Genomic DNA, 25,662 nt, shown 5'->3' on the forward strand with positions numbered 1-25,662 from the left:
GCTTGAGGAAGGGCAAACAGGTCGGGCGCTGATTGGGTCAGGATTGGGCAGTTGTTTCCTGTGGGACCCCGGTGAGGCATTCGCGGGCATGCCCGCTCCCACAGGTACTGCACAGCTCTCGAATACTGTGATGTCCCTGTGGGAGCGGGCGTGCCCGCGAAGAGGCCCTTCAGGCCTGCGGAGAAGTGGCGACCATCGACGGCCGCTTGCTCACCTCGGCATACCACGCGGCCAGCCCGGGCTGGTGCTCGCGCCAGCCGAACTCGGGCTGACGCAGGTCCAGATACCCCAGCGCACAGGCCACGCCAATCGCTGCCAGGTCGAACCCGGACATCAGCTCAGGCAAATGCTCCTGCTCCAGGTTGGCCAGGCTACGGCGAATCTTGTCGCCCTGCGCCTGCAGCCAACCGTCCCAGCGCTTGTCTTCAGGCCGCAGGAAGCTTTCATAACGGCACGATACCGCTGCATCCAGGATCGCATCGGCCTGCGACACCAGCGTCAGGCGCCGCCAGCGTGCTGAGCCTTCGCGTGGCAGCAGCGGCAAGCCGACGTGCTGCTGGTCCAGGTACTCGCAGATCACCCGGCTGTCGTGCAGCACGGTGCCGTCCTCCAGGCGCAGCGCCGGGATCTTGCCGATCGGGTTGTCCTGGTTCAGCTGCGGGTCGCCGCTCACCGGGCTGATGTTGACCGGCTGCAGTTGCACCCGCTGCAACTGGCCGGTTTCGTGCAGCACAACCATCACCTTGCGCACGAACGGCGACAAGGGCGAGTGGAACAGCGTCATCGTGCTCATGCTTCAGTTACCTTGCAGGCTGGGTGGCAGGCACACGCCGGTGCCGCCGATGCCGCAGTAGCCGTCCGGGTTCTTGGCCAGGTACTGCTGGTGGTAGGCCTCGGCGAAGTACACCGTCGGTGCCTGGTCGATTTCGGTGGTGATTTCGCCGAACCCGGTCTTGTTCAGCTCGGCCTGGAAGGCGTCACGGCTGGCCTTGGCCTGTTCCAGCTGTTCCGGGCTGGTGCAGTAGATGGCCGAGCGGTATTGGGTGCCGACATCGTTACCCTGGCGCATGCCCTGGGTCGGGTTGTGCAGCTCCCAGAACATCGCCAGCAGTTCGCGGTAGCTGACCTTGTCCTTGTCGAACACCACCAGCACCACTTCGGTGTGGCCGGTCAGGCCCGAGCAAACCTCTTCGTAAGTTGGGTTCGGGGTGAAGCCGCCGGCATAGCCCACCACGGTGCTGACCACACCTTCGCGCTGCCAGAAGCGGCGCTCTGCGCCCCAGAAGCAGCCTAGGCCGAAGATGGCGAAGTCGATGCTGCCTTCGAAGAACGGGCCGAGCAGTGGGGTGTCCTTGAAGACGTAGTGGAACTCGGGCAGGCTCATTGGCGTTTCGCGGCCAGGCAGGGCCTGTTCCGCGGTAGGCATGACGTTTTTGTTCACCAGGATTTCCGAACGCAGGACCATGGCCGTTCCTCTGTGTTTAATCAGTTGGATAGGTGTTGGGGCTTTCGCGGGCATGCCCGTTCCCACAGGATCTGAACGTTGTGGGGAGCCTGTGGGAGCGGGCGTGCCCGTTAAGGGGCCCGAATGGCTTCTATAGTGCCCGAGGTTTACGCCGCTGTCAGGCCACCGGTCCACGCGGATAGCGCTTCAACCGCTCGGCCAGCTCGCGCCCCGGGATCGGCCGATCGAACAGGTAACCCTGGCCCACATCACACCGGTGCCTGCGCAAGAATGCCAGCTGCTCCGGGGTTTCGATGCCCTCGGCCACCACCTTCAGCTTCAGGTTGTGGGCCATGGCGATCACTGCCGAGGTGATTTCCATGTCGTCCTGGTTGTCGGGGATCTCGTTGATGAAGCTACGGTCGATCTTGAGGATGTCGATCGGAAACTTCTTGAGGTAGCTCAGCGACGAGTAGCCGGTGCCAAAGTCGTCCATGGCCAGGGTCAGCCCAAGGGCCTTGAGTTCCTCCAGCTGGCGGTGGGTGTCTTCGCTGGCTTCCAGCAGCAAGCCTTCGGTCAGCTCCAGCTCCAGCAGGTGCGGGGGCAGGGCTTCTTCCTTGAGGATGCTGCTGATCGATGCCACCAGGTCCGGGTCGGAAAACTGCTTGGGCGACAGGTTGATGGCCACATGCAGGTTACCCATGCCAGCGGCGCGCAATTCCTGGCTCATGCGGCAGGACTGGCGCACGACCCACTTGCCAATGGGGATGATCAGGCCGGTTTCCTCGGCCACGCTGATGAACTGGTCCGGACGGATCATGCCGCGCTCGGGGTGGTTCCAGCGCAACAGCGCCTCCAGGCCCAGCAGGCGACCGCTGCGCAGGCACAGCTTGGGCTGGTAGAACACCTCCAGCTCGTTCTGGGTCAGTGCGCGCCGCAGGTTGTTCTCGACGAACAGCTTGTAGCTGGCCTCGGCATTGAGCACTTCGGTGAACACCTGCACCTGGTGCTTGCCGTTGGCCTTGGCCTTGTGCAGCGCCAGGCCGGCGTTTTTCATCAGGCTGGCCGGGTCGCTGCCGTGCAAGGGTGCGTAGGCCAGGCCGACCGAGGCGGTAACGTTGATCAACTGGTTGTCGACGAACATCGGCTTGTCGAGGGTACGCAGCAACTGCAGGGCCACGCCCTGGCCATCTTCCAGGATGGTGTTGTCCAGCAGCACGGCGAACTCGTTGCTGGCAAAGCGTGCCAGGATACCGCCGCTGTGCAGGCTGTTGCGCAGGCGCCGGGCCAGGCTGATGAGCAGCTTGTCGCCGGTCTGATGCCCAAGGCTGTCGTTGATGCGCTTGAAGTTGTCGATGTCTACCAGCAGCAGGCACATCGAGTGTTCGCCGTCGCGGGCAAAGCGCTCATCCAGGCTGCGAATGAACGCCGGGCGGTTGCCCAGGTTGGTCAGGTTGTCGGTGTACGCCAGGCGTTCGATGCGCTGCTGCGCCAGTTTGGTCTGGGTGATGTCTTCATAGATGCCGATGTAGTGGGTCAGCTCACGGTTGTCGCCGTACACCTTGGAAATCGACAGCTGCCCCCAGTAGGGCTCGAGGTTCTTGCGCCGGCTCTTGAATTCGCCTTGCCAACTGTTGCCCATGGCCAGGCTCGACGGTGAGTCGAACAACAACTCATTGAGGTTTTCCAGCGCCGGCAGCTCGCCGAGGTGGCGGCCTTGTACTTCGTCGGTGCTGTACTGGGTAATGGCGGTAAAGCTTGGGTTGACGTACTCCACCCGGCCATCGCGGTTGACCAGCAGGAACGCGCTGGCGCTTTGTTCGACCGCACGCTGGAACAGGTGCAGGGCGTTGGCTGCAGCGCGCCGGTTGTGGTTGGTGATGACCTGGGCGAACTGGTCGGCCAATTCGCCGGCGAAGGCGATTTCATCCGACTGCCAGGCCCGCGGCTGGCCGGTCTGTTCCAGGCACAGCACACCCACCACCTGGCCGTCGACACGAATGCTGGCGTCGAGCATGGCCTTGTTTTCCGGGCACAGACTTCGTGCCAGCTCACGGGTGCGCGGGTCATGGCCGGCGTTATGGGCATCGATGGCGCGGCTGGCGTGCAGCGCGTCGAGGTAGTCCGGGAAACGGCTGGCGTCGATGGCTTCGGGGCGGCGGTGTTCCTGGGTGTCGCGTTTCCACGCGGTGATCGGCTCCAGGCGCTGGTCTTCCAGGTGCCAGATGCTGGCGCTGTCGACGTTGTAGATTTCGCAAGCGCTCTGGGTGATCAGCTGGGCGGCTTCCAGCAGCGAGTTTTCGGCACTGTAACGTTGGCGGGCCAAACGCAGGATCAGGTCCTGCTGGCCGCGCACGCGTTCCAGGTGCTCAAGTTGCTCCTGCTGGGCGCGCTGGTTCAGTTGCAGGGCCAACTGCAGGCGGTTGTTGCGCGACTCCAGGTCGTTGGCATCCTGCTCGGCGGCGTCGTGCGGCTGGTCGTCGAGCACGCTCAGGTAGCCACGCAGCAGCAGGCGGTTGTGCTGCTTGTAGGCTTCACCCGCCTCCAGCAGGCGCAGTGCGGTATTGGGCGTATGCAGGGTATAGCGCACCCGGTAGTAACCGCGCTGGGCCAGTTGCTGCTGGATCTCGTCGTGCAGGCGGTAGCGTGCCTCGGGCTCCATCAGGCTGGCGTAGGGCGCATCGAACTGTGCGCACAAGGTGCCGGCATGTAGGCCGAACTGCCGCTCGCAGGCTGGGTCCAGGTAAAGCATGGCCCAGCTGGCTTCGTTGAGCCTTTCGAAACGCAGCATGCCCAGCCGCGAGGGCACGGGTAACTGCGTGACGACCTCGGCCGCCACACGGCTGGCGGCATCGGGTTGGCTTTTCATCGAAGACTCGCTTGAAGAGGGAATGCTGCGTAGGGCCGCTGCGGGTCTGGCAAGGTTGCATCATGTGCCGAGGGCTGGCAAGCAGCCATGTGTGATGCCGTGTAGGGGTTATCGGCGGTCTGGCCGGAATCTGTAGTTTGGCGTGCTTGTTCAGCGGGCAAAAAAAGCCCCGCCAATCGACGGGGTTGAGGTACGAGCGTGGCAGCTCGAAAAAGGAACTGCCCCTGCATGCAGGGGCAGTGGGCCGCCTTACAGCAGCATGGTGCGGATGTCGCCCAGCACGTCGCCCAGGCGCTTGGTGAAGCGCGCGGCGGCAGCGCCGTTGATCACACGGTGATCGTAGGACAGCGACAGTGGCAGCATCAGCTTGGGCTGGAAGGCCTTGCCATCCCAGACCGGCTGCATGGTTGCCTTGGACACGCCAAGGATCGCCACTTCCGGCGCGTTGACGATCGGCGTGAAGCCGGTGCCGCCAATGTGGCCGAGGCTGGAGATGGTGAAGCAGGCACCCTGCATCTCGTCCGCCGAGAGCTTCTTGGTACGGGCTTTTTCAGCCAGTGCCGCAGCTTCGGCAGCCAGTTGCAGCAGGCTCTTCTGGTCGACGTTCTTGATCACAGGGACCAGCAGGCCGTCCGGGGTGTCCACGGCGAAGCCGATGTGCACGTACTTCTTGCGGATGATGGCCTTGCCGCTTGGCGCCAGCGAGCTGTTGAAGTCTGGCAGTTCCTTGAGCAGGAATGCGCAGGCCTTGAGCAGCAGTGGCAGCACGGTCAGCTTCACGCCAGCCTTTTCGGCTACGGCCTTCTGCGCCACGCGGAAGGCTTCCAGCTCGGTGATGTCGGCGGAGTCGAACTGAGTCACGTGCGGCACGTTCAGCCAGCTGCGGTGCAGGTTGGCGGCACCGACCTGCATCAGGCGGGTCAGGGCCACTTCTTCCACTTCACCGAACTTGCTGAAGTCCACGGCAGGGATCGGCGGGATGCCGGCGCCACCGGTCGCGCCGGCAGCTGCCGGGGCGCTCGATGCCTTTTGCATCATCGCTTTGACGTAGACCTGCACGTCTTCCTTCAGGATGCGGCCGTGCGGGCCGGTGGCCGCGACTGCGCCCAGGTCGACACCGAATTCACGGGCCAGTTGGCGCACCGCCGGGCCTGCGTGGACCTTGGCGTTGCTACCGGCAGCCGGCGCGGTGGTAGCCGGCGCAGGGGCTGCCGCCGGGGCGGCAGCAGCAGGTGCGGCAGCCGGGGCAGCCTCAGCCTTGGCCGGGGCAGCGGCGGCAGGTGCCGGGGCAGCAGCAGGTGCTGCGCCAGCGACCTTCAGCTTGAAGATCAGGTCGCCAGTGCCGACTTCGTCTTCCAGCTTGCACAGGACTTCTTCGACCACGCCGGCGGCCGGCGACGGGATTTCCATGGAGGCCTTGTCGGACTCCAGGGTCAGCAGGCTCTGGTCAGCCTCGATACGGTCACCGACCTTGACGAACAGCTCGATGATTTCACCTTCACCGCTGCCGATGTCAGGTACGCGAATGAGTTCGCTCACTTAAAAATACTCCTCAGCAGTCCAGTGGGTTGCGCTTGTCCGGGTCGATGCCGAACTTGACGATAGCGTCTGCAACAACCTTGGGTTCGATCTCGCCACGGTCAGCCAGGGCTTCCAGGGCAGCCAGCACCACGAAGTGGCGGTCAACTTCGAAGAAGTGACGCAGCTTCTTGCGGCTGTCGCTGCGACCGTAACCGTCGGTACCCAGGACCTTGAACTCTTTGCTCGGTACCCACTGGCGAATCTGCTCGGCGAACAGCTTCATGTAGTCGGTAGAGGCAATGACCGGGCCTTTGCGACCGGCCAGGCACTGCTCGACGTAGGTCGCTTGTGGCTTCTGGCCAGGCTTCAGGCGGTTGGCGCGCTCTACGGCCAGGCCGTCGCGACGCAGTTCGTTGAAGCTGGTGACGCTCCACACGTCGGCACCGACGTTGAACTCTTCACGCAGGATCTTCGCCGCCTCGCGCACTTCGCGCAGGATGGTACCGGAGCCCATCAGCTGTACGTGGTGTGCCGCTTCGCGGGTGTCTTCTTCGAGCAGGTACATGCCCTTGATGATGCCTTCCTCGACACCGGCCGGCATGGCTGGCTGCTGGTAGGATTCGTTCATCACGGTGATGTAGTAGAAGATGTCCTGTTGCTCTTCGGTCATCTTCTTCATGCCGTCCTGGATGATCACCGCCAGCTCGTAGCCGTAGGTTGGATCGTAGGTGCGGCAGTTCGGGATGGTGCCCGCCATCATGTGGCTGTGACCGTCTTCGTGCTGCAGGCCTTCACCGTTGAGGGTGGTACGGCCGGCAGTACCGCCGATCAGGAAGCCACGGGTGCGGCTGTCGCCAGCGGCCCAGGCCAGGTCGCCGATACGCTGGAAGCCGAACATCGAGTAGAAGATGTAGAACGGCAGCATCGGCTGGTTGTGGCAGCTGTACGAGGTACCGGCAGCGATGAACGACGACATGGCGCCGGCTTCGTTGATGCCTTCTTCCAGGATCTGGCCCTTCTTGTCCTCGCGGTAGAACATCACCTGGTCTTTGTCGACTGGCTCGTAGAGCTGGCCGACCGACGAGTAGATACCCAGCTGGCGGAACATGCCTTCCATACCGAAGGTACGGGCTTCGTCCGGGATGATCGGCACGATGCGCTGGCCGATGTCCTTGTCCTTGACCAGCTGCGCCAGAATACGCACGAAGGCCATGGTGGTGGAGATTTCGCGGTCGCCCGAGCCGTCCAGGATCGCTTTCAGCGTTTCCAGTGGCGGGGTTGGCACGCTGAAGCTCTTGGCCCGGCGCTGAGGCACGAAGCCGCCCAGGGCAGCACGGCGCTCGGCCAGGTACTTGGCTTCGGCAGAACCTTCTTCGGGCTTGTAGAACGGCAGGTTCTCGAGGTCGGCATCCTTGACCGGGATGTCGAAGCGGTCACGGAAGTGACGCAGGCTGTCGACGTCGACCTTCTTGGTGTTGTGCGCGGTGTTCTTGGCTTCGCCGGCACCGGTACCGTAACCCTTGATGGTCTTGGCCAGGATGACGGTCGGCTGCTCTTTGTGGTTCACCGCCTGGTGGTAAGCCGCGTAGACCTTGTACGGGTCGTGGCCGCCACGGTTGAGCTTCCAGATCTCGTCATCGGACAGGTCTTCGACCATGGCCTTGAGTTCCGGGGTGTTGAAGAAGTTCTCACGAACGTACGCGCCGTCTTTGGCTTTGTAGTTCTGGTACTCGCCGTCGATGACTTCGTCCATGCGGCGCTGCAGAGCACCGTTGGTGTCCTTGGCCAGCAGTGGGTCCCAGAAGCGGCCCCAGACGACCTTGTTGACGTTCCAGCCACCGCCACGGAACACGCCTTCGAGTTCCTGGATGATCTTGCCGTTGCCGCGAACCGGGCCGTCGAGGCGCTGCAGGTTGCAGTTGATGACGAAGATCAGGTTGTCCAGCTTCTCGCGGCCAGCCAGGGCGATTGCACCCAGCGATTCCGGCTCGTCGCACTCGCCGTCGCCCATGAAGCACCAGACTTTCTGCTTGCCGGCAGGGATGAAGCCGCGCGCTTCCAGGTACTTCATGAAGCGGGCCTGGTAGATGGCCTGGATCGGGCCCAGACCCATCGAAACGGTCGGGAACTGCCAGAAGTCAGGCATCAGCCATGGGTGCGGGTACGAAGACAGGCCGTTGCCGTCCACTTCCTGGCGGAAGTTGTTCATCTGTTCTTCGCTGATGCGGCCTTCCATGAAGGCGCGGGCATAGATGCCTGGGGAGGCGTGGCCCTGGAAGAAGATCAGGTCGCCGCCATGTTCTTCGGTCGGGGCCTGGAAGAAGTAGTTGAAGCCGATGTCGTACAGGGTGGCGCTGGAGGCGAAGCTAGAGATGTGTCCGCCCAGGTCCGAGTCTTTCAGGTTGGTACGCATGACCATGGCCAGGGCGTTCCAACGCACCATCGAGCGAATGCGGCGTTCCATGAACAGGTCGCCAGGCATGCGTGCTTCGTGGGTGACAGGGATGGTGTTGCGGTATGGCGTGGTGATCGCATACGGCAGCTGGGAACCACTGCGGGTGGCCAGCTCGCCCATACGGGTCATCAGGTAATGAGCGCGGTCTTCGCCTTCTTTGTCGAGGACCGACTCCAGGGCATCCAGCCATTCCTGGGTTTCGATTGGATCGAGGTCTTGCATGGCTTGCTCCAGGGCGGAAAGGCAACCAGAATCGATTGCCTGAGATTGCGACTGGCCTTATGGGCAGACGTCGTGAATTCTTGGATTACCGGGGTGTCGTCCGGCGCGTTGTAGTTTTACTACATTTGCTTGCGCATTTCATGCTTTTACACGACACGAGTAGTAGTAAAACTACAATTGTGCGACGTTTGGTCGCACGTTGGCTTGTGAGGAAAAACGTTCATGTTGGTTGGCATTGTGTCGCGAACGGGTGTTTCTTGATGTTTGTTGCCAATTTTGCATTTTTTTCAGCTATTTCCAACTTTTGTACGACAGTCCAACCGTGGTCCGGCTTCCCCTTGGCCGCTTTTTTCCCTCTATTTCACGCCGATCAAGGATAGACCATGCGCCTACCTTTGCCCTCCGATCTGCCTGCCAGCTTGCAGCCGCTGGTTTCTCGCAACCAGCAGTTCCTGCGCGATGCCGTGGCGGCTCACCCCGAACTGGACCTGAACGATTGCAGTGCGGCCCAGCGGCACCAGTTCGACCAGGTGGCCGCGGCCAGCGACTTCGTGCTGGGCGTGGCCCAGCGCGACCCGGCCATGCTGTTTGCCCTGCTGGCCAGCGGTGAGCTGGAACGGCGCTATGCCCCGGGGGAGCTGCGCGGGCAAATTGCCGCGGCGGCGCAGGCGGCGCAAAGCGAAGAGGAACTGGCGCGCAACCTGCGCCGCGCGCGCAACCGGCAGCAAGTGCGCATCATCTGGCGTGACATTACCCGCCAGGCGGAACTTGGCGAAACCTGCGGCGACCTGTCGGACCTGGCCGATGCCTGCATCGACGAAGCCTACCAATGGCTTTACCCGCGCCACTGTCAGCAATTCGGGACGCCCATCGGCAACCGCAGTGGCCAGCCGCAGCACATGGTTGTGCTGGGCATGGGCAAGCTGGGCGCGGTCGAACTCAACCTGTCCTCGGACATCGACCTGATCTTCGGTTTCCCCGAGGGCGGTGAAACCGAAGGGGTCAAGCGCTCGCTGGACAACCAGGAGTTCTTTACCCGCCTGGGCCAGCGCCTGATCAAGGCATTGGACCCGGTGACCGTCGACGGCTTCGTGTTCCGCGTCGACATGCGGTTGCGCCCTTACGGCTCTGCCGGGGCCCTGGTGCTCAGCTTCAATGCCCTGGAGCAGTATTACCAGGACCAGGGGCGCGACTGGGAACGCTACGCCATGATCAAGGCTCGGGTGGTGGCCGGCGATCAGGCTGCTGGCGCGCAGTTGCAGGAAATGCTGCGCCCGTTCGTGTACCGCCGCTACCTGGACTTTTCCGCCATCGAAGCGCTGCGCACCATGAAGCAGTTGATCCAGCAGGAAGTCCGGCGCAAGGGCATGGCCGACAACATCAAGCTCGGTGCTGGCGGCATTCGTGAGGTCGAGTTCATCGCCCAGGCGTTCCAGCTGATCCACGGTGGGCGTGACCTCAGCCTGCAGCAGCGGCCGTTGCTCAAGGTGCTGGCCACCCTCGAAGGCCAGGGCTACCTGCCGCCGGCTGTGGTGGCTGAGCTGCGCGAAGGCTATGAGTTCCTGCGTTATACCGAGCACGCCATCCAGGCCATCGCCGACCGCCAGACACAGATGCTGCCCGAGGGCGAGACCGATCAGGCGCGGGTCGCCTTCATGCTTGGCTTTGCCGACTGGCAGAGCTTCCACGACCAGCTGACCTACTGGCGTGGCCGCATCGACTGGCATTTCCGCCAGGTCATTGCCGACCCGGACGATGAAGACGGTGAAGGCGAGTTGGTGGTGGGCGGTGAGTGGTCGCCGCTGTGGGAGCAGGCCCAGGACGAGGAAGCGGCTGGTCGCCAACTGGAGGAGGCCGGTTTCAAGGCGCCTGTGGACGCTTTGCGGCGCCTGGCCGCGTTGCGCTCAAGCCCGCAGCTGCGCTCCATGCAACGCATCGGGCGTGAGCGCCTGGATGCCTTTATTCCACGCTTGCTGGCGCAAGCGGTGGAGCACGACAACCCCGACCTGGTACTCGAGCGGGTATTGCCGCTGGTGGAGGCGGTGGCGCGGCGTTCGGCCTACCTGGTGCTGCTGACGGAAAACCCGGGTGCACTGCGCCAACTGTTGACCCTGTGCGCCGCCAGCCCCTGGATCGCCGAGCAGATGGCCCGCTACCCGCTGCTGCTCGATGAGTTGCTCAATGAGGGCCGCCTGTTCAGCCCCCCACTGGCGCCAGAGCTGGCCAGCGAGCTGCGCGAGCGCCTGACGCGCATCCCCGAAGACGACCTTGAGCAGCAGATGGAGGCGCTGCGCCATTTCAAGCTGGCCCACAGCCTGCGCGTGGCGGCCTCGGAAATCAGCGGCAACCTGCCCTTGATGAAGGTCAGCGACTACCTGACCTGGCTGGCCGAGGCCATCCTCGACCAGGTGCTGGCGCTGGCCTGGCGCCAGACCGTGGCCCGCCACGGTCAGCCCAAGCGCAGTGACGGCAGCCTGTGCGACCCGGGGTTCATCATCATCGGCTACGGCAAGATGGGTGGGCTGGAACTGGGCCACGGCTCGGACCTGGACCTGGTGTTCATCCACGATGGCGACCCGCAGGCGGAAACCGACGGGGCCAAGCCGATCGACAGTGCGCAGTTCTTTACCCGCCTTGGCCAACGCATCATTCACCTGCTGACCACCCAGACCAACTCGGGCCAGCTGTATGACGTGGACATGCGCCTGCGCCCGTCAGGGGCTTCGGGCCTGCTGGTCAGTTCGCTGGGGGCCTTCGAGCGCTACCAGCAGAACGAAGCCTGGACCTGGGAGCACCAGGCCCTGGTGCGGGCCCGTGTGCTGGTCGGTTGCAAGCAGGTGGGGGCTGCGTTCGAGGGCGTTCGCGCCAAGGTGCTGGGCCAGGCCCGTGACCTTGGGAAGCTGCGCAGCGAAGTGAGCGAAATGCGCGCCAAGATGCGTGACAACCTGGGCACCAAGGCCACCGCCGCCGGGACTGCAGCCAATGCCTTCGAGGCTGGCATGCCGTTCGATATCAAGCAGGATGCCGGCGGTATCGTCGATATTGAATTTATGGTGCAATACGCCGCTTTGGCCTGGGGCCACGAGCACCCGGCCATACTCCGATGGACCGATAACATCCGCATTCTGGAAGAGCTGGAGCAAGCAGGTTTGCTGCCGGCCAGTGACGCGGTGCTGTTGCGTGAAGTGTACAAGGCGTTCCGCTCGGCCTCGCACCGCCAGGCCCTGCAGAAACAGGCCGGGGTGATCGATGCGGCGCAGTTTGCCGATGAACGCCGTGAGGTGCGGCGGATCTGGGGTGAGCTGGGTTTGACTTGAGAATGTTGGGGCCGCGTTGCGGCCCATCGCGACACAAGGCCGCTCCTACAGGAGAACGCATTCCCTTGTAGGAGCGGCCTTGTGTCGCGATGGGCTGCAAAGCAGCCCCAAAGGCTCATGCTTCACCACCGGTGGTACACTGTCCGCCACATAGCCTGAATATAAAGAGGGGAGGCCAGGCTGAACCGCAGCCTGTAGCCTCCCCGAGCGTTTCTGGACTAAGCATGAGAATACTGATCATTGGCCCCAGCTGGGTCGGCGACATGGTGATGGCGCAGACCCTGTTCCAGTGCCTGAAACAGCAGCACCCCGACTGCGTGATCGACGTTCTGGCCCCCGAGTGGAGCCGGCCGATCCTCGAACGCATGCCCGAAGTGCGCCAGGCCTTGAGCTTTCCGCTCGGCCACGGCGCACTGGAGCTGGCCACGCGGCGGCGTATCGGCAAGTCCCTGGCCGGCCAGTACGACCAGGCCATCCTGCTGCCCAACTCGTTGAAGTCGGCGCTGGTCCCCTTCTTCGCCGGCATTCCCAAACGCACCGGCTGGCGCGGCGAAATGCGTTTCGGCCTGCTCAATGACGTGCGCAAGCTGGACAAGGCCCGCTACCCGCTGATGATCGAGCGTTTCATGGCCCTGGCCTACGCCCCTGGCGCCGAATTGCCGCAACCGTACCCGCGCCCGCACCTGCAAATCGAAGCCCAGAGCCGCGAGGCCGCCTTGGCCAAGTTCGGCCTGGAACTCGACCGCCCGGTACTGGCGCTGTGCCCCGGTGCCGAGTTTGGCGAGGCCAAGCGCTGGCCGGCCGAACACTATGCCGCCGTGGCGGATGCGATGATCCGCCAGGGCTGGCAGGTATGGCTGTTCGGCTCGAAAAACGACCACCCGGTGGGCGAGCAGATCCGCGACCGGCTGATTCCGGGGTTGCGCGAAGAGTCCGCCAACCTGGCTGGCGAAACCTCGCTGGCCGAGGCTATCGACCTGATGTCGTGCGCGCAGGCCGTGGTGTCCAACGACTCGGGGCTGATGCACGTGGCGGCTGCGCTCAACCGCCCGCTGGTGGCCGTGTATGGCTCCACCTCGCCCGGCTTCACCCCACCGCTGGCCGAACAGGTGGAGGTGGTGCGCACCGGTATCGAGTGCAGCCCGTGCTTTGACCGCACTTGCCGCTTCGGCCACTACAACTGCCTGCGCCTGCTGGAGCCCGGTAAAGTCATCGCCGCCCTGCACAGCCTGAGCGGGCCGGACCTGATCGATGCCGTGGCCGAGGTCGACTAAGTGCGGGTACTGATCATCAAGACCTCATCCCTGGGTGACGTGATCCATACCCTGCCGGCACTGACCGATGCCGCCCATGCGCTCCCGGGCATCCGGTTCGACTGGGTGGTGGAAGAAGGCTTCGCCGAAATCCCCAGCTGGCACCCGGCGGTTGACCAGGTCATCCCGGTGGCTATCCGCCGCTGGCGCAAGAACCTTTGGCAAACCCTCAAGAGCGGCGAGTGGAAGGCCTTCAAGCAGCGCTTACGCGCGCGCAAGTACGACCTGGTGATCGACGCCCAGGGCCTGGTCAAGTCGGCCTGGCTCACCCGCTACGTGAAGGCCCCGGTGGCTGGCCTGGACCGCTATTCGGCCCGTGAGGGGTGGGCCAGCCGCTTTTATGACCGGCGCCTGTCGGTTGCTACCGGCCAGCATGCGGTCGAGCGGGTGCGCCAGCTGTTCGCCATGGCCCTGGCCTACGACCTGCCCGAAGGCATCGGCAACTACGGCCTGGACCTCGAGCGCCTGCAACTGCCGCCAGCGGCGCCCTATGTCGTGTTCCTGCATGGCACCACCTGGGCGACCAAGCACTGGCCGGAAGCCTACTGGCGCGAACTGGCCGAGCGCATGGGCCGGCGCAAGCTGGAGGTGCGCCTGCCGTGGGGCAACCCGGCGGAGAAGGCGCGGGCCGAGCGCATTGCCCAGGGCTTGAACAATTGCCAGGTGCTCCCCAAATTGAACCTTGCTGGTGTGGCCCGCGTGCTGGCAGCGGCAAAGGCCTGCGTGGCGGTCGATACCGGCCTGGGCCACCTGGCCGCGGCACTCGATGTGCCGACCATTTCGTTATTCGGCCCGACCAACCCGGGCCTGACCGGCGCCTACGGACGGACCCAGATTCACCAGGCCAGTGACTGGCCCTGTGCGCCCTGCCTGCAGAAGAAGTGCACCTACAAACCGAGCGCCGATGACCTGGCCCGGTTCGATCTCAAACGCGAGTGGCCACTGTGCTTCACTCGCCTGAATCCCGAGCATGTGGCGAGCCGCTTGAGCGCGTTGCTGCTGGCTGAGGATGTCCGTTGATGCAACTGGCTTTCGTACTTTACAAATATTTCCCCTTTGGCGGGCTGCAACGCGACTTCATGCGCATTGCCCTGGAGTGCCAGAAGCGCGGCCACCAGATCCGTGTGTACACGTTGATCTGGGAGGGCGACATTCCCCCCGGCTTCGAGGTGCTGGTGGCGCCGGTCAAGGCGGTCTTCAACCACCGGCGCAACGAGAAGCTCAGTGCCTGGATGGCCGCCGACCTGGCCAAGCGCCCGGTCGACCGCCTGATCGGCTTCAACAAGATGCCGGGGCTGGACGTGTACTACGCCGCCGACGGCTGCTTCGAGGACAAGGCGCAAACCCTGCGTGGTGGCCTGTACCGCCGTTGGGGCCGCTACCGGCACTTTGCCGAGTACGAGCATGCGGTGTTCGCCAAGGACGCGCATACCGAAGTGCTGATGATTTCCGAAGTGCAGCAGCCGCTGTTCATCAAGCATTACGGCACCCCGCTGGAGCGCTTCCACCTGTTGCCGCCGGGCATTTCCCAGGACCGCCGCGCGCCGGCCAATGCCGCCGAGATTCGCGCCGAGTTCCGCAAGGAGTTCAACCTGGGCGAGGGTGACCTGCTGCTGGTGCAGATCGGCTCGGGCTTCAAGACCAAGGGCGTGGACCGCAGCCTCAAGGCGCTGGCGGCACTGCCGTCGGCGCTGCGCAGGCGCACCCGGTTGATGGTCATCGGCCAGGACGACCCCAAGGTATTCCAGCTGCAAAGCGCTACCCTGGGCCTGGGCGATCAGGTGCAGTTCCTCAAGGGCCGTAGCGACATCCCGCGTTTTCTGCTGGGTGCCGACGTGCTGATTCACCCGGCGTACAACGAAAACACCGGTACAGTGCTGCTCGAAGCGCTGGTGGCCGGTTTGCCGGTGCTGGTGTCCAGGGTGTGCGGCTATGCCCATTACATTGCCGAGGCCGACAGTGGCCTGGTGCTGGACGAGCCATTCGAGCAGGACCAGCTCAACAGCTACCTGCAGCGCATGCTGGAAGACCCGCAGGCCCGCGCCAGCTGGTCGCGCAACGGCCTGGCATTCGCCGAAACCGCCGATCTGTACAGCATGCCGCAGCATGCTGCCGACGTGATCCTGGGGCAGAAAACCGCATGAAGCTGATACTGGCCGAACCCTTCAAACACCTGTGGGCCGGGCGCGATGCCTTCGACGCCGTGGAGGCGCTGCAAGGTGAGGTCTACCGCGAACTCGAAGGCCGCCGCACGCTGCGTACCGAGGTGGCTGGCGAGGGCTTTTTCGTCAAGATCCACCGCGGTATCGGCTGGGGCGAGATCTTCAAGAACCTGCTGACCGCCAAGCTGCCGGTGCTCGGTGCCGGCCAGGAGTGGCAGGCGATCCAGCGTTTGCATGAAGTGGGTGTGCCGACCATGACCGCGGTCGCCTACGGTGAGCGCGGCAGCAACCCAGCCGCGCAGCATTCGTTCATCATCACCGAAGAGCTGGCGCCGACCATCAGCCTGGAAGACTTCAGCATCGACTGGGCCAGGCAGCCGCCCGAGCCGCGCCTGAAGCATGCGCTGATCGCCGAGGTGGCGAAAATGACCGGCGGCATGCACCGCGCCGGGGTCAACCACCGCGATTGCTACATCTGCCACTTCCTGCTGCACACCGACCGCCCGGTGACGGCGGATGATTTCAAACTGTCGGTGATCGACCTGCACCGCGCGCAAACCCGGGCGACAATCAGCCGGCGTTGGCGTGACAAGGACCTGGCGGCGCTGTACTTCTCGGCGCTGGACATCGGCCTTACCCAACGCGACAAATTGCGCTTCCTGCGCGCGTACTTCCAGCGCCCGCTGCGGCAAGTCCTCAAGGACGAAGCCGCGCTGCTGGCCTGGCTGGAGCGCAAGGCGCAGAAACTCTACGATCGCAAGCAACGCTATGGGGATGCACTCTAATGGCGAGTTGGACACTGGCGCCGGGTTACCAACACCTGGCGGCGGACTTCGGCAGCCTCGATGCGGTATTTGCCATTCAGGGCGAACGCCTGACCCGCGACCCGCTCAGCGAGGTGGTGCGCATCGAGCGTGATGGGGTCAACTATTACGTCAAGCGGTACACCGGTGCCGGCAAGCACATGCGCCGCTACCTGGGCCGTCCGCGCATCAAGGCCGAATGGCAGAACCTCAAGCAGTTCGCCAAGTGGGGCATTCCCACCGCCGAAGTGGTGGCCTGGGGCCTTGAGCGCAATGGCCTGGCTTTTGGCCGCGGGGCGATGATCACCCGCGAGCTGCCCAACACCGAAGACCTCTCGGCCCTGGCCGAGCGCAACGATTCGCGGCTGGCCGATCGCACCTGGGTCGACCATATCAGCCGCCAGTTGGCCCGCCATACCCGGGTGATGCACGAACACCGTTTCGCCCACAACGACCTGAAGTGGCGCAACCTGCTGGTCGATGACCAAGGCACGCTGTTCTTCATCGATTGCCCCACTGGCGATTTCTGGCGCGGGTTCATGTGGCGGCACCGGCTGATCAAAGACCTGGCCTGCCTCGACAAGGTGGCCAAGTACCACCTCTCGGCTACCCAGCGCCTGCGTTTCTACCTGCAGTACCGTGACCGTAACCGGCTTGATGCGCGCGACAAGAAACGCATCCGCCAGGTACTGGGCTTTTTCGAGGGAAGGGAATGACCGACTACCTGGCCAGCGCAGAACTCGCGCTGCTCAAACGCCATGGGCTGGATGACTTCGAGGCGCTGTGGGCGCTGCAACTGGACGCCGTGGACGAGCCCAACACCGGCCGTGGCGGCTGGAGCAGCGTGTTCCGCCTGGAGCTCGAAGGCAAGGGGTACTACCTCAAGCGCCAGTGCGACTACCTGACCCGCACCCTGCACCGGCCGTTTGGCGAGCCAACCTTCGCCCGCGAATTCCGCAATATCAGCCGTTATCAGAAGTTGCACATTCCGGCCTTGCAGGCGGTGTTCTACGGTGAGCGCAAGCAGGGCGGCCAGCACCGGGCGATTCTGATGACCCGTGCCCTGGACACGTGGGCCGACCTCGACAGCCTGCTGGGCCAATGGCCGCAGTTGGGCGAGGCCGAGCGCAACGGCATCCTGCAGGCGTGCGGCCAGCTGGCGCGTACCCTGCACGGCGCCGGCCAGGTGCACGGCTGCTTCTACCCCAAGCACATCTTTCTGCGCCAGCGCCGCGAGGGGTGGGACGCCCAACTGATCGACCTGGAAAAGACCCGGCCGTTGCTGTTCGGCATGCGTGACCGCCTCAAAGACCTGGAGCCGTTGCTACGCCGCGCCCGGGCCTGGAGCGAGGCCGATGTCCGCACCTTGCTGGCCAGCTACCTGGCGCAGCCCGCCGAAGGCACGCTGGTCGACACCTGGCTGCAACGCCTGACGCAACGCCGTCGTGAAAAAGAGGCCCGCTGATGCGTTTGTCTGAACTCAAGGCTGCCGGGCGTAGCCCGTCACTGCCGCTGACCCTGACCTTGGCCGATGCCGCCGGCAGCGCCGACCTGCAGCTGCTCAGCCTGTTGCGTGTGCTACCGGGCCAGCGCTATGTCGGCGCCGGTGTATGGCGCGGGACGCCGGTACTGGCCAAGTTGTTGGTGGGTGCTAACGCGGCGCGGCATTTCCAGCGCGAATTGCAGGGCGTGAAACTGTTGGCCGGGCAGGGGCTGACCACGCCCAGGCTGCTGGCCGACGGGCTCAGGGAAGGCGAAGGTGGCTGGCTGCTGTTCGAATTCCTCGACGGTGCCCAGAGCCTGGCCGATGCCTGGGGCGCGGTGGAAAACCTGCCGGTGCTGGCCGACGCGCAGCATCAGGTGCTGGGTGAGGCGCTGACGGCCGTGGCGCACATGCACGCCAAAGGCCTGTGGCAGGAAGACCTGCACCTGGACAACCTGCTGCGCCACGCCGGCAAGCTGTACCTGATCGATGGCGCCGGCATCAAGGCCGAAACCCCTGGCCAGCAACTGTCGCGCCCGCGGGTGCTGGAAAACCTCGGGGTATTCTTCGCCCAGTTGCCCAAGCGCCTGGAGCCGTTCATCGAAGAGTTGCTGGTGCATTACCTGCTGGCCAATGCCGAGCACGCGCTGCCACTGGAAGCCTTGCAGAAGCAGGTGGACAAGGTGCGCAGCTGGCGGCAGAAGGACTACCTGGAAAAGGCCGGGCGCGAATGCAGCCTGTTCAGCGTACAGCGCAGCTTGTCGGGCTTGCGTGCGGTTCGCCGCAGCGAGGTGGGCGCCATGCTGCCAGTGCTGGAACAGGCCGATGCCTTGATCGACCAAGGCCACCTGTACAAGACCGGTGGCGCCGCCAGTGTGGCGCGTATCGAGGTGAATGGCCGGCAGTTGGTGCTCAAACGCTACAACATCAAGAACACCGCGCACTGGCTCAAGCGCTTCTGGCGCCCGAGCCGGGCCTGGCATTCGTGGATCGAAGGGCACCGCCTGGAGTTTCTCGACATCGCCACGCCACGCCCCTTGGCGGTGCTGGAGCAGCGGGTGCTGGGCCTGCGCAGCCGTGCCTACCTGGTCACCGAGTATGTCGATGGCCCAGACCTGACCGCGTGCTTTGCGCCCTACGTGGAAAGTGGCGAGGCACCGCAAGAACAGCTCGATGCGTTGGTGCAGGTGATGCAGCAACTGATCCGCGAACGCATCAGCCACGGCGACTTCAAGGGGCACAACCTGTTCTGGGACAACGGGCGCTGGTCGCTGATCGACCTGGACGCCATGTGCCAGCATGCCACCCAGCTCAGCTTCGCCCCCGCCTATGCCCGCGACCGGGCACGGCTGCTGCGCAACTGGCCAAGTGGCAGTGCCTTGCATCAGCGGTTGGACGGGCTGTTGCCGCGGCTTACCGAATAACAGTCTGGAAACGCCAGCCAGTCACTGCTTCGGCCGGGCTGGCGAACCCGGATGCGCCACTGGTCCCCCTGCCAACGGACAATGGCCCAGGCGATGGGCCTGCGGTCCGGTTGCCCGGGCATCAGCAAATGGTAATGGTTGTCCAGCAAGTGCGCGCGCAGCGGCAACGCCTGGCTGCCTGCGACCAGAAAGTACTCCCGGCCCAGGCGGTACAGTCCAGCGGTGTCGGTTGGCTCGGCGCCAGCCGGGTACGTGGGCAGTTGGCACGCTTCGAACAGCGCCTGCAAGTCGGGTAGCCCGTCATGCCACAGCACCACCGAGTCCACTACCCATTCGCCGTCTTCGCGGCGTTTGACCGGTACCTTGGTATAGGCGTCCGGCATCCGCGGGTCTACTACACGCCAGCGGTAGCCGTCGAAAGCGACCTGGTACGTAGCCCCGCTGGCATCCCTGATGTAGTAGAAGCTCAGGCCAGGGTACGGCGAGGGTTGCTCGTAGATACCTTCTTTGTGAATGCCATCGACGCGGTAACGCAGTTTTTCACGGTTGATGTTCACGCTTGCCGAAGGCGGCAACTTCAGCGGTGGAGGCGAGGGTATTCCACGCAACGCGCGGCGCATCACGGTTGTTCCACCCAGGTTGTTGACGGCGTCGTTGGCGTAGGTGAAGGCGTCGACGATGTGTTTCAACACGTCAACGCGTTGCCCTTGTTTGAAGGCCTTGTGCGCATCGATCACCGACAGGATCGAACGCCCCAACGATACCGCCACCAGTGCCCGGTTGGGCAACACGAAGCTGATCAAGTCCAGAATGAGCGTCAGCCCGCGCAGGCCGAGCTCGCCCAGCAGTTCCCGCCGGGTATTGGTGCTGGCATCGACCGCGGCCAGCATGGCATTGACTTCAGCGAGGTAGCGGGCCTGGTGGAAATCGCCGGTGATCGTCGGGCGTAGTACATGGGGCCCCATGCCGCCTTTGGTCAGCCATAGCTCGATTTGCTCACGGTCGGCCAGCGGCAGGCGGTCTTTCAGGTAATCGCGCAGGGCAGGTTGTTTGCGCAGGGTCTTGAGCATGTGCCGGGTATTGCGAAACTCACGCCAGGCACGGCGGTCGGGGGCGTCCGGGGTGTAGACGATGAAGCGGGCGAAGCCTGGGCTGTCTGGGGTGACCAGCATGATGCCTTGCAGCGTATGCCCACCGATCAGCAACTGGCGCACGCTCAGTTGCGCTACGTCTGCCTGTTGGCGGGCATGGCTTTGCGGGTATTCGAGCAAGGTGGTGATCCAGGTGAACCCGCGCTCGAACGGGTCTTCGAGAAGGTGGCCGGCATAGTGCGCCTTGGCCGCTTCGGCGCGCATGCGCGCATGGCTGATGGCGACATAACTGTCCTGCCGCCACTGTGCCTGCGGCGATGTCAGCAAGTGGGTGCGCAAGTACTGGCTGTAGCTTTCACCCACATCCAGCTCACGGACCAGCTGCTTGACCTGGCTTGGGCTGACGCCATCGACGGTCACGCCCTGCTTGTCGTGCACCCTCGCCGTCAACCAGTAGTCGATATCGAGCAAGCTGACGTTGATCAGCGCCAGCTCGTCGATGCGGTAGGTCTGCTGGACCAGCTCGATGCTGTCGCCAACCTGCGGGCGGCTGGCGACGGGTATCCACGGGCCGGTGATGCTGGGCGGCAACACGGGGCCTATGGGCCTGGCCAGGGTGACACTGACATACAGGCCGAGCGGGTCGATATCCAGCTGGTGACGTTGGCGCAGTTGCGTGCGCAGGCGTTCACGCGTCCAGGCGAGCAGGCCATTGTGGTCGACGAATTGCTCAAGGCTGAGGATACCGGGTGCCGCCGCCTTGTCGATGGCGATCACCAGCTCTTGCAGGGTTTGCATGATGTGCGTGAGGCCCTGTGCCGAGGCGTTTTTCAGCCAGGCTGGCGAGTTGCGCTCCAGCAGCAGACCGTAGCGTGTCTGTAGCGCAGAGCGGCTGTCGGCCCATGGCAGCAGATCGGCGGCCGCGGCCAGGTCCGCTGTCAGCTTGGGCCAGTCCACCGTCGCCTGCTGCGCAGCTTTCTGCCAGGCCTGGGTCAGCGCGGCGTGCTGGCCGTCGATCAAGGCCTGAACCTGCGCCTGGATCATGTCCTCGTTGAACCATTCATAGCGCAGGCGCTCGGCGTTGCGGGCGTTGTCGCGGTCGTGTTCGTTGCTCATGTGCCGCAGCAGTGGCCGGCTTTGCTGCACGTCGTCCAGGCGTTCGCAAAGCTCGGTGTGCAGCTCGGCAAGGCTATCGAATGCTTCGATGCCATGGGACAGACTGCACAGCAGCGCGTAGTCGGTGGTGTTGCGAGGGTCTGGCATGCGGCCCTCGGGCCCGCCTTCGACGATCACGAAGGTGCCGGGCAGGTAGCTACGCCAATTGGGTGTGGTGATGTCCAGTACGGGGCGGTAGATCTGCGGCCGTTGCGCGGCTGGTAAATGCTGGCGCTGCGAGGGCAGCGGCCTGTTGGCGCAGCAGGTGACCAGCTCGGCATGGCTCGAACCCAGCGTGTGGTCATCGCTGCGCAACGCGATTTGCGCCAGCAGTTGCTGGCGCAGCAGCGTAGCCAGGCGTGCCCGCCGGCTATCACCGCTCGCGGTGCCAAGCCAGTACTGCGCAAGGTCGGCGAAGTAGCGCTGCCGTGCGTTCAGCAGCGGCAGCGACGGCTCGGGCGCCGGGGGTGGGGTGAGCAGGGCGCTCAGTTGCGCATCGAAGGACTTGAAGTGTGTCAGGCTCATGGCGGGCTCCACGGTGAACAGGCCATGCAGCTTGGTGCCAGCTGGTGATACAGGCGTGTTAGCTGTTTACCTCATTTGCCGCTCAGGCCACGGAACCCGAGCCAGGCCGGAATGCCCAGCCCCAGCCAGGCCAGGGCGTCCCAGGCGCCGTCCCCGAGCAGCGCGGCGAACAGGCCGGCTGCGCCCAGTGCGGCGATGAGCCCAGGCCAGGCGAAGATCTGCCTGGTGCTGCGTGACGTGTGGCTCACGGGCGCGCCCCCCTGCTGCTGCGCAGCTTGGTCCACCACAGGTAGAGGCCGCTGCCGAGCACGATGATGGTCAGCACGTCCAGTGCTGCCCACAGCACCTGCATGGGCCGCCCGCCGTAGTCGCCAAAATGCAGGGGTTGCGACAGGCCCATGGCATCCATGTACCAGGGGCGTTCGCCGACGGCGGTCACTTGCAGCGTGCGTGCATCGATCAGGACCGGGGTCAGCAGGTGCGAAGTGAGGTGCGTGGCACCTTTCATGAACACCGCGTAGTGGTGCTCACTGGAGAAGCGTGTACCGGGGAAGGCGATGAAGTCTGGGCGCATGCCGGGGGCGGCCTGTTCGGCGATGGCCAGCAGGTCGCTGGCCGCAGCGCGTTCGCCCAGCGGTGGGGCGTTGCGGTAGGGGGCCACCATCGCCGCCAGGCTGTCGTTGCGCCAGGCAGCGATCACCAGGTCGGACAGGGCGCTGATCACGCCGGTTACACCGACAGTCAGTGCCCAGGCCAAGGTGACGATGCCGATCAGGTTATGCAGGTCGAGCCAGCGCAGGCGCCGGGATTTGTCGTGGCGCACGCTGGCGAAGCCCAGCCGGCGCATGAACGGGGCGTACAGCACGGTGCCGGACACGATCGCGACGACGAACAGCACGCCCATGAAGGCCAGCAGCAACTTGCCCGGCAGGCCGGCGAACATGTCCACGTGCAGGCGCAGCATCAGCATCATGAAACCACCGTTGGCGGCGGGCATGGCTACCGCTTCGCCTGTGCGGGCGTCGAGCATGAAGGTGTGCGACAGGTTGGGTTCGGTACCGGCGGTGGCGGCGGTGATGGCCACCACGCCGTCGGGTTGGTCTTCTTCATAGCCAAAGTACTGCATGACCTCGCCGGGGCGGTGCTGCTCGGCCTTGAGCACCAGCTGTTGCAGGTCGAGGTGCGGGGTGCCGGGCGGCATTTCGCGCAGTTCGGCGGCGTCGCCCAGCAGGTGTTCGAGTTCGTGGTGGAAGATCAGCGGCAGGCCGGTGAGGGCGAGCAACAGCAGGAACAGGGTACAGACCAGGCTGCTCCAGGTGTGGACCGCTGACCAGCGGCGGATGGTTGGGCTTTTCATCACGGTACCGTTTATTGCCTGAGGAATTGGAGGGGGCCGCAACGCGGCCCCGGCTCACTCAGAACTTGTAGGTGGCGCTGGCCACGACACTCCGCTCGTCCCCGTAGTAGCAGTAGTACGAGTCACAGGTGGAGAGGTAGTCCTTGTCCAGCAGGTTGTTCGCATTGAGCGCTACCGACGCCCCTTTCAGGCTGTTGTCGAGGCGGCCCAGGTCGTAATGCACCGAGGCATCGAACACCGTGTAGGCATTGGCCTTGCCCAGCCAGGTGTTGCCTTGGTCACCATAGGTATTACCGGTGTAGCGTGCCCCCAGGCCGATGCCGAAGCCGTCCAGTACGCCCGAGTGGAAGGTATAGTCGCCCCACACCGAGGCTTGCTGGTTAGGCATCAGTTGCAGGCGGTTGCCCTTGAACTGACCATCCTGCACTTCGGATTTGGCCAGGGTATAGGCGGCAATTACCTTCAGGTTGTCGGTAACGTCGGAAACCGCTTCAAGCTCCAGGCCGCGGACTTTCACTTCGCCGGTTTGGCTGGTGACACTGGTGTTGCCATCGTTGCTGGTGACCAGCACATTCTTTTGAGTCAGGTCATACACCGCGGCCGAGAGCAACGTATTTGAACCGGGGGGCTGGTATTTGACACCCAGTTCCCACTGCTTGCCTTCGGTTGGTTTGAACGACTTCAGTGGGTCCGCATCGGCCTTGCTGGCGGGCTGGAAAGATTCTGCATAGGACAGGTAAGGCACAAACCCCGAATCGAAGACGTAACTGATCGCCGCGTTGCCGCTGAAGTTACTGTCGCGCTGGGTGTTGGTAGCGTCGCCTTTGTTGAAGAACGTTGTACCGGTGTGTACCCAGTCCTCCCGACCACCCAAGGTCAGCCGCCAGTTGCCCAGCGCCATCTGGTCCTGCACGTACAGGCCGGTCTGAATGGTCTTCTGGTCGTAGTCGTAGTAGGCAGTGGAACGGTCCGGTCTGCTGATCGGCAAACCGTAGACCGGGTCGTTGACATTGATGGGCGGCGCAGCGCCATAGATCGTCAGGAAATTGTTGTTGGTACGTTGGTGGTCCAGGCCGACCAGCAAGGTGTGGTTGATGGCGCCTGTGCTGAAATCACCCTGGAAGTTGTTGTCGACGGCGAACTGGCTGATGTCCTCGTCAACGTTGGTGGTACTACGCCCCACGTTGCCTTGGTCGTCCACGACCATGCCGAACTCCGGCAAGTAGCTATTGACGGTGATCGTCTGGAACGACAGCTCGGACTTGGTATAGCGCAAGTTTTGCCGGAACTGCCACACGTCGTTGAAACGGTGCTCGAACGCGTAACCCAGCGCGTAGTAAGTACGGTCGTAGAATTCGTAATTCGGGTCACCCAGGTTCTTGTGGTGCGAGATTTTGCCGAACGGCATGTCGATCTTGGTGCCCTGGATCGGTCGGAACTGGCTGGTGACCCCGGTATCGTCGCGGGTGAATTGGGAGAGGAAGGTCAGCGAGGTATCTTCGTCCAGGTTCCAGGTCAGGCTCGGGGCGATGTTGTAGCGCTTGTTGTCGATGTGATCGACCTGCGTACCGCTGTCACGGATCACACCGCTCACGCCATACAGCAAGCGGCCGTCGTCATCGATCCTGCCGGTGCTGGCGAAGTTGATCTGGCGGTGGTTGTCACTGCCATATTGCAGTTCGATTTCATGCGCGCTTTCGGCTTGCGGGCGGCGGCTGACCATGTCCAGCAGGCCGCCGGGTGGGGTCTGGCCATAGACCGAAGAAGCCGGGCCACGCAGCAGCGCCAGGCGGTCGAGGTTCCAGGTTTCGGCTTTCGGGTTGGCGTACACGCCACGTGGCAACGGCAGGCCATCCAGGAACTGGGTGGGCTCGAAGCCGCGCACACGCATCCAGTCATAGCGGGTGTCGCTGCCGAAGCTGGCAGAGACGATGCCTGGCATATAGCGCACGGCATCGTCGAGGCTGTGCACGCCGCGGTCTTTCATCTGCTCGCGGGTCGCCACGGAAATGGACCGTGGGACTTCGACCAGGGCGGTGTCGGTCTTGGTGCCGGCGGCCGTGCGCTGGGCCAGGTAGCCGTCGACCGGGCCCCACGCGCTTTCACTGGCGCTGTTGGCGTTCACGGTGATTTCCGGCAAGGCCAGGCTGCCCTCCGGCACCGCGACCAGGCTGTAGCTGCCCGCGCTGCTCTGCTGCAATTGCAGGCCGCTGCCCAGCAGCGCTGCCTGCAAGGCGCCGAGGCCGTCATAGCGGCCGTTGACCGGCGCCGAGGTGCGGCCACTGACCAGCGCGGGGTCCAGGGCCAGGGCGATACCGGCCTGGCTGGCGATCTGGTTCAGGGCAGTGGCCAGCGGTGCGCTGGGCAGGTTGTATGCGCGCAGCGCGGACTGCTCGGCGGCGAACAAGGCAGGGCTGACCAGCGGCGCGGCCATGCCGATGGCCAGGGCCATCAGGCTGGGGCGCAGGATACGATCTACGGCACGGGACATGCGGCGGTTCCTCGACGGGTAAGTGCTTGC

At 64.1% G+C, this 25,662-nt stretch carries 16 protein-coding genes and 1 pseudogene; 8 read left to right on the forward strand and 9 right to left on the reverse strand.

The features are described from left to right. Positions 1–169: 169 nt before the first annotated feature. The 5 genes and pseudogenes from AACG97_RS02125 to aceE form a co-directional block, all read right to left on the reverse strand. Complete coding sequence (locus AACG97_RS02125) at positions 170–793, reverse strand: glutathione S-transferase (RefSeq protein WP_115293276.1); 624 nt, start codon at positions 791–793, stop codon at positions 170–172. A gap of 3 nt (positions 794–796) precedes the next feature. Continuing rightward, the gene (gene msrA, locus AACG97_RS02130) at positions 797–1,465 is read right to left on the reverse strand and encodes a peptide-methionine (S)-S-oxide reductase MsrA (protein WP_197885494.1); all 669 of its coding nucleotides are present in this window, start codon (positions 1,463–1,465) and stop codon (positions 797–799) included. A 157-nt stretch (positions 1,466–1,622) separates the two neighbouring features. Next, positions 1,623–4,313, reverse strand: a complete 2,691-nt coding sequence (locus tag AACG97_RS02135) for a putative bifunctional diguanylate cyclase/phosphodiesterase (protein ID WP_115293277.1) — start codon at positions 4,311–4,313, stop codon at positions 1,623–1,625. 249 nt (positions 4,314–4,562) lie between these two features. Next, positions 4,563–5,840 (reverse strand): annotated as a pseudogene (gene aceF, locus AACG97_RS02140) (dihydrolipoyllysine-residue acetyltransferase); the annotation flags it as partial. Positions 5,841–5,865: 25 nt separating this feature from the next. Beyond that, complete coding sequence (aceE, locus tag AACG97_RS02145; RefSeq protein WP_029885038.1) at positions 5,866–8,511, reverse strand: pyruvate dehydrogenase (acetyl-transferring), homodimeric type; 2,646 nt, start codon at positions 8,509–8,511, stop codon at positions 5,866–5,868. A 383-nt stretch (positions 8,512–8,894) separates the two neighbouring features. Between aceE and glnE the strand changes: the two genes are divergently transcribed. From glnE to AACG97_RS02185, 8 genes are all read left to right on the forward strand, one after another. Continuing rightward, positions 8,895–11,828 carry a bifunctional [glutamate--ammonia ligase]-adenylyl-L-tyrosine phosphorylase/[glutamate--ammonia-ligase] adenylyltransferase gene (gene glnE, locus AACG97_RS02150; RefSeq protein ID WP_197885495.1) on the forward strand — a complete coding sequence of 978 codons (2,934 nt, stop codon included), beginning with the start codon at positions 8,895–8,897 and terminating at the stop codon, positions 11,826–11,828. A 224-nt stretch (positions 11,829–12,052) separates the two neighbouring features. Beyond that, positions 12,053–13,102 (forward strand): lipopolysaccharide heptosyltransferase II, encoded by a 1,050-nt coding sequence (waaF, locus tag AACG97_RS02155; protein WP_009683332.1) that lies wholly within the window; start codon positions 12,053–12,055, stop codon positions 13,100–13,102. After that, on the forward strand, positions 13,103–14,161 hold the full coding sequence (waaC, locus tag AACG97_RS02160; protein ID WP_029885035.1) for a lipopolysaccharide heptosyltransferase I: 1,059 nt from the start codon (positions 13,103–13,105) through the stop codon (positions 14,159–14,161). Next, positions 14,161–15,285: a glycosyltransferase family 4 protein gene (locus AACG97_RS02165; protein WP_009683334.1), complete on the forward strand. Its 1,125-nt coding sequence runs from the start codon at positions 14,161–14,163 to the stop codon at positions 15,283–15,285. Before waaC ends, AACG97_RS02165 begins: the two co-directional genes overlap by 1 nt. After that, positions 15,282–16,088, forward strand: a complete 807-nt coding sequence (gene rfaP, locus AACG97_RS02170; protein ID WP_029885033.1) for a lipopolysaccharide core heptose(I) kinase RfaP — start codon at positions 15,282–15,284, stop codon at positions 16,086–16,088. The genes AACG97_RS02165 and rfaP overlap by 4 nt, the downstream gene beginning before the upstream one ends. After that, the gene (locus AACG97_RS02175) at positions 16,088–16,822 is read left to right on the forward strand and encodes a lipopolysaccharide kinase InaA family protein (protein ID WP_197885496.1); all 735 of its coding nucleotides are present in this window, start codon (positions 16,088–16,090) and stop codon (positions 16,820–16,822) included. The genes rfaP and AACG97_RS02175 overlap by 1 nt, the downstream gene beginning before the upstream one ends. After that, a complete protein-coding gene (locus AACG97_RS02180) occupies positions 16,819–17,571 on the forward strand; it encodes a lipopolysaccharide kinase InaA family protein (RefSeq protein ID WP_029885031.1) in 753 nt (250 codons plus the stop codon). Before AACG97_RS02175 ends, AACG97_RS02180 begins: the two co-directional genes overlap by 4 nt. Continuing rightward, positions 17,571–19,013 (forward strand): lipopolysaccharide kinase InaA family protein, encoded by a 1,443-nt coding sequence (locus tag AACG97_RS02185; protein WP_047150173.1) that lies wholly within the window; start codon positions 17,571–17,573, stop codon positions 19,011–19,013. Before AACG97_RS02180 ends, AACG97_RS02185 begins: the two co-directional genes overlap by 1 nt. Here AACG97_RS02185 and AACG97_RS02190 read toward each other — a convergent pair. The 4 genes from AACG97_RS02190 to AACG97_RS02205 all read right to left on the reverse strand — a co-directional run bounded on the left by AACG97_RS02190 (position 18,974) and on the right by AACG97_RS02205 (position 25,632). After that, on the reverse strand, positions 18,974–21,784 hold the full coding sequence (locus AACG97_RS02190) for a dermonecrotic toxin domain-containing protein (protein ID WP_054881577.1): 2,811 nt from the start codon (positions 21,782–21,784) through the stop codon (positions 18,974–18,976). The genes AACG97_RS02185 and AACG97_RS02190 overlap by 40 nt on opposite strands. 71 nt (positions 21,785–21,855) lie before the next feature. Next, entirely contained in the window at positions 21,856–22,032 is a 177-nt protein-coding gene (locus AACG97_RS02195) for a hypothetical protein (protein WP_009683340.1), read from the reverse strand. After that, positions 22,029–23,141, reverse strand: coding sequence for a PepSY-associated TM helix domain-containing protein (locus AACG97_RS02200; protein WP_009683341.1), 1,113 nt, complete (start codon positions 23,139–23,141; stop codon positions 22,029–22,031). Before AACG97_RS02200 ends, AACG97_RS02195 begins: the two co-directional genes overlap by 4 nt. A 58-nt stretch (positions 23,142–23,199) precedes the next feature. Next, a complete protein-coding gene (locus AACG97_RS02205) occupies positions 23,200–25,632 on the reverse strand; it encodes a TonB-dependent siderophore receptor (RefSeq protein ID WP_225786153.1) in 2,433 nt (810 codons plus the stop codon). Positions 25,633–25,662: the final 30 nt, after the last annotated feature.

It is taken from the genome of Pseudomonas sp. Nvir, from assembly GCF_963778085.1.
GTDB lineage: Bacteria > Pseudomonadota > Gammaproteobacteria > Pseudomonadales > Pseudomonadaceae > Aquipseudomonas > Aquipseudomonas juntendi.

Excerpts from the sequence above, each read along its gene's own strand:
- rfaP (WP_029885033.1), top strand. The coding sequence starts at position 15,282 with ATGAAGCTGATACTGGCCGAACCCTTCAAACACCTGTGGGCCGGGCGC.
- AACG97_RS02125 (WP_115293276.1), bottom strand. The coding sequence starts at position 793 with ATGAGCACGATGACGCTGTTCCACTCGCCCTTGTCGCCGTTCGTGCGC.
- AACG97_RS02175 (WP_197885496.1), top strand. The coding sequence starts at position 16,088 with ATGGCGAGTTGGACACTGGCGCCGGGTTACCAACACCTGGCGGCGGAC.
- aceE (WP_029885038.1), bottom strand. The coding sequence starts at position 8,511 with ATGCAAGACCTCGATCCAATCGAAACCCAGGAATGGCTGGATGCCCTG.
- glnE (WP_197885495.1), top strand. The coding sequence starts at position 8,895 with ATGCGCCTACCTTTGCCCTCCGATCTGCCTGCCAGCTTGCAGCCGCTG.
- AACG97_RS02185 (WP_047150173.1), top strand. The coding sequence starts at position 17,571 with ATGCGTTTGTCTGAACTCAAGGCTGCCGGGCGTAGCCCGTCACTGCCG.
- AACG97_RS02200 (WP_009683341.1), bottom strand. The coding sequence starts at position 23,141 with ATGAAAAGCCCAACCATCCGCCGCTGGTCAGCGGTCCACACCTGGAGC.
- AACG97_RS02165 (WP_009683334.1), top strand. The coding sequence starts at position 14,161 with ATGCAACTGGCTTTCGTACTTTACAAATATTTCCCCTTTGGCGGGCTG.
- AACG97_RS02205 (WP_225786153.1), bottom strand. The coding sequence starts at position 25,632 with ATGTCCCGTGCCGTAGATCGTATCCTGCGCCCCAGCCTGATGGCCCTG.
- AACG97_RS02135 (WP_115293277.1), bottom strand. The coding sequence starts at position 4,313 with ATGAAAAGCCAACCCGATGCCGCCAGCCGTGTGGCGGCCGAGGTCGTC.
- waaF (WP_009683332.1), top strand. The coding sequence starts at position 12,053 with ATGAGAATACTGATCATTGGCCCCAGCTGGGTCGGCGACATGGTGATG.
- msrA (WP_197885494.1), bottom strand. The coding sequence starts at position 1,465 with ATGGTCCTGCGTTCGGAAATCCTGGTGAACAAAAACGTCATGCCTACC.
- AACG97_RS02180 (WP_029885031.1), top strand. The coding sequence starts at position 16,819 with ATGACCGACTACCTGGCCAGCGCAGAACTCGCGCTGCTCAAACGCCAT.
- AACG97_RS02190 (WP_054881577.1), bottom strand. The coding sequence starts at position 21,784 with ATGAGCCTGACACACTTCAAGTCCTTCGATGCGCAACTGAGCGCCCTG.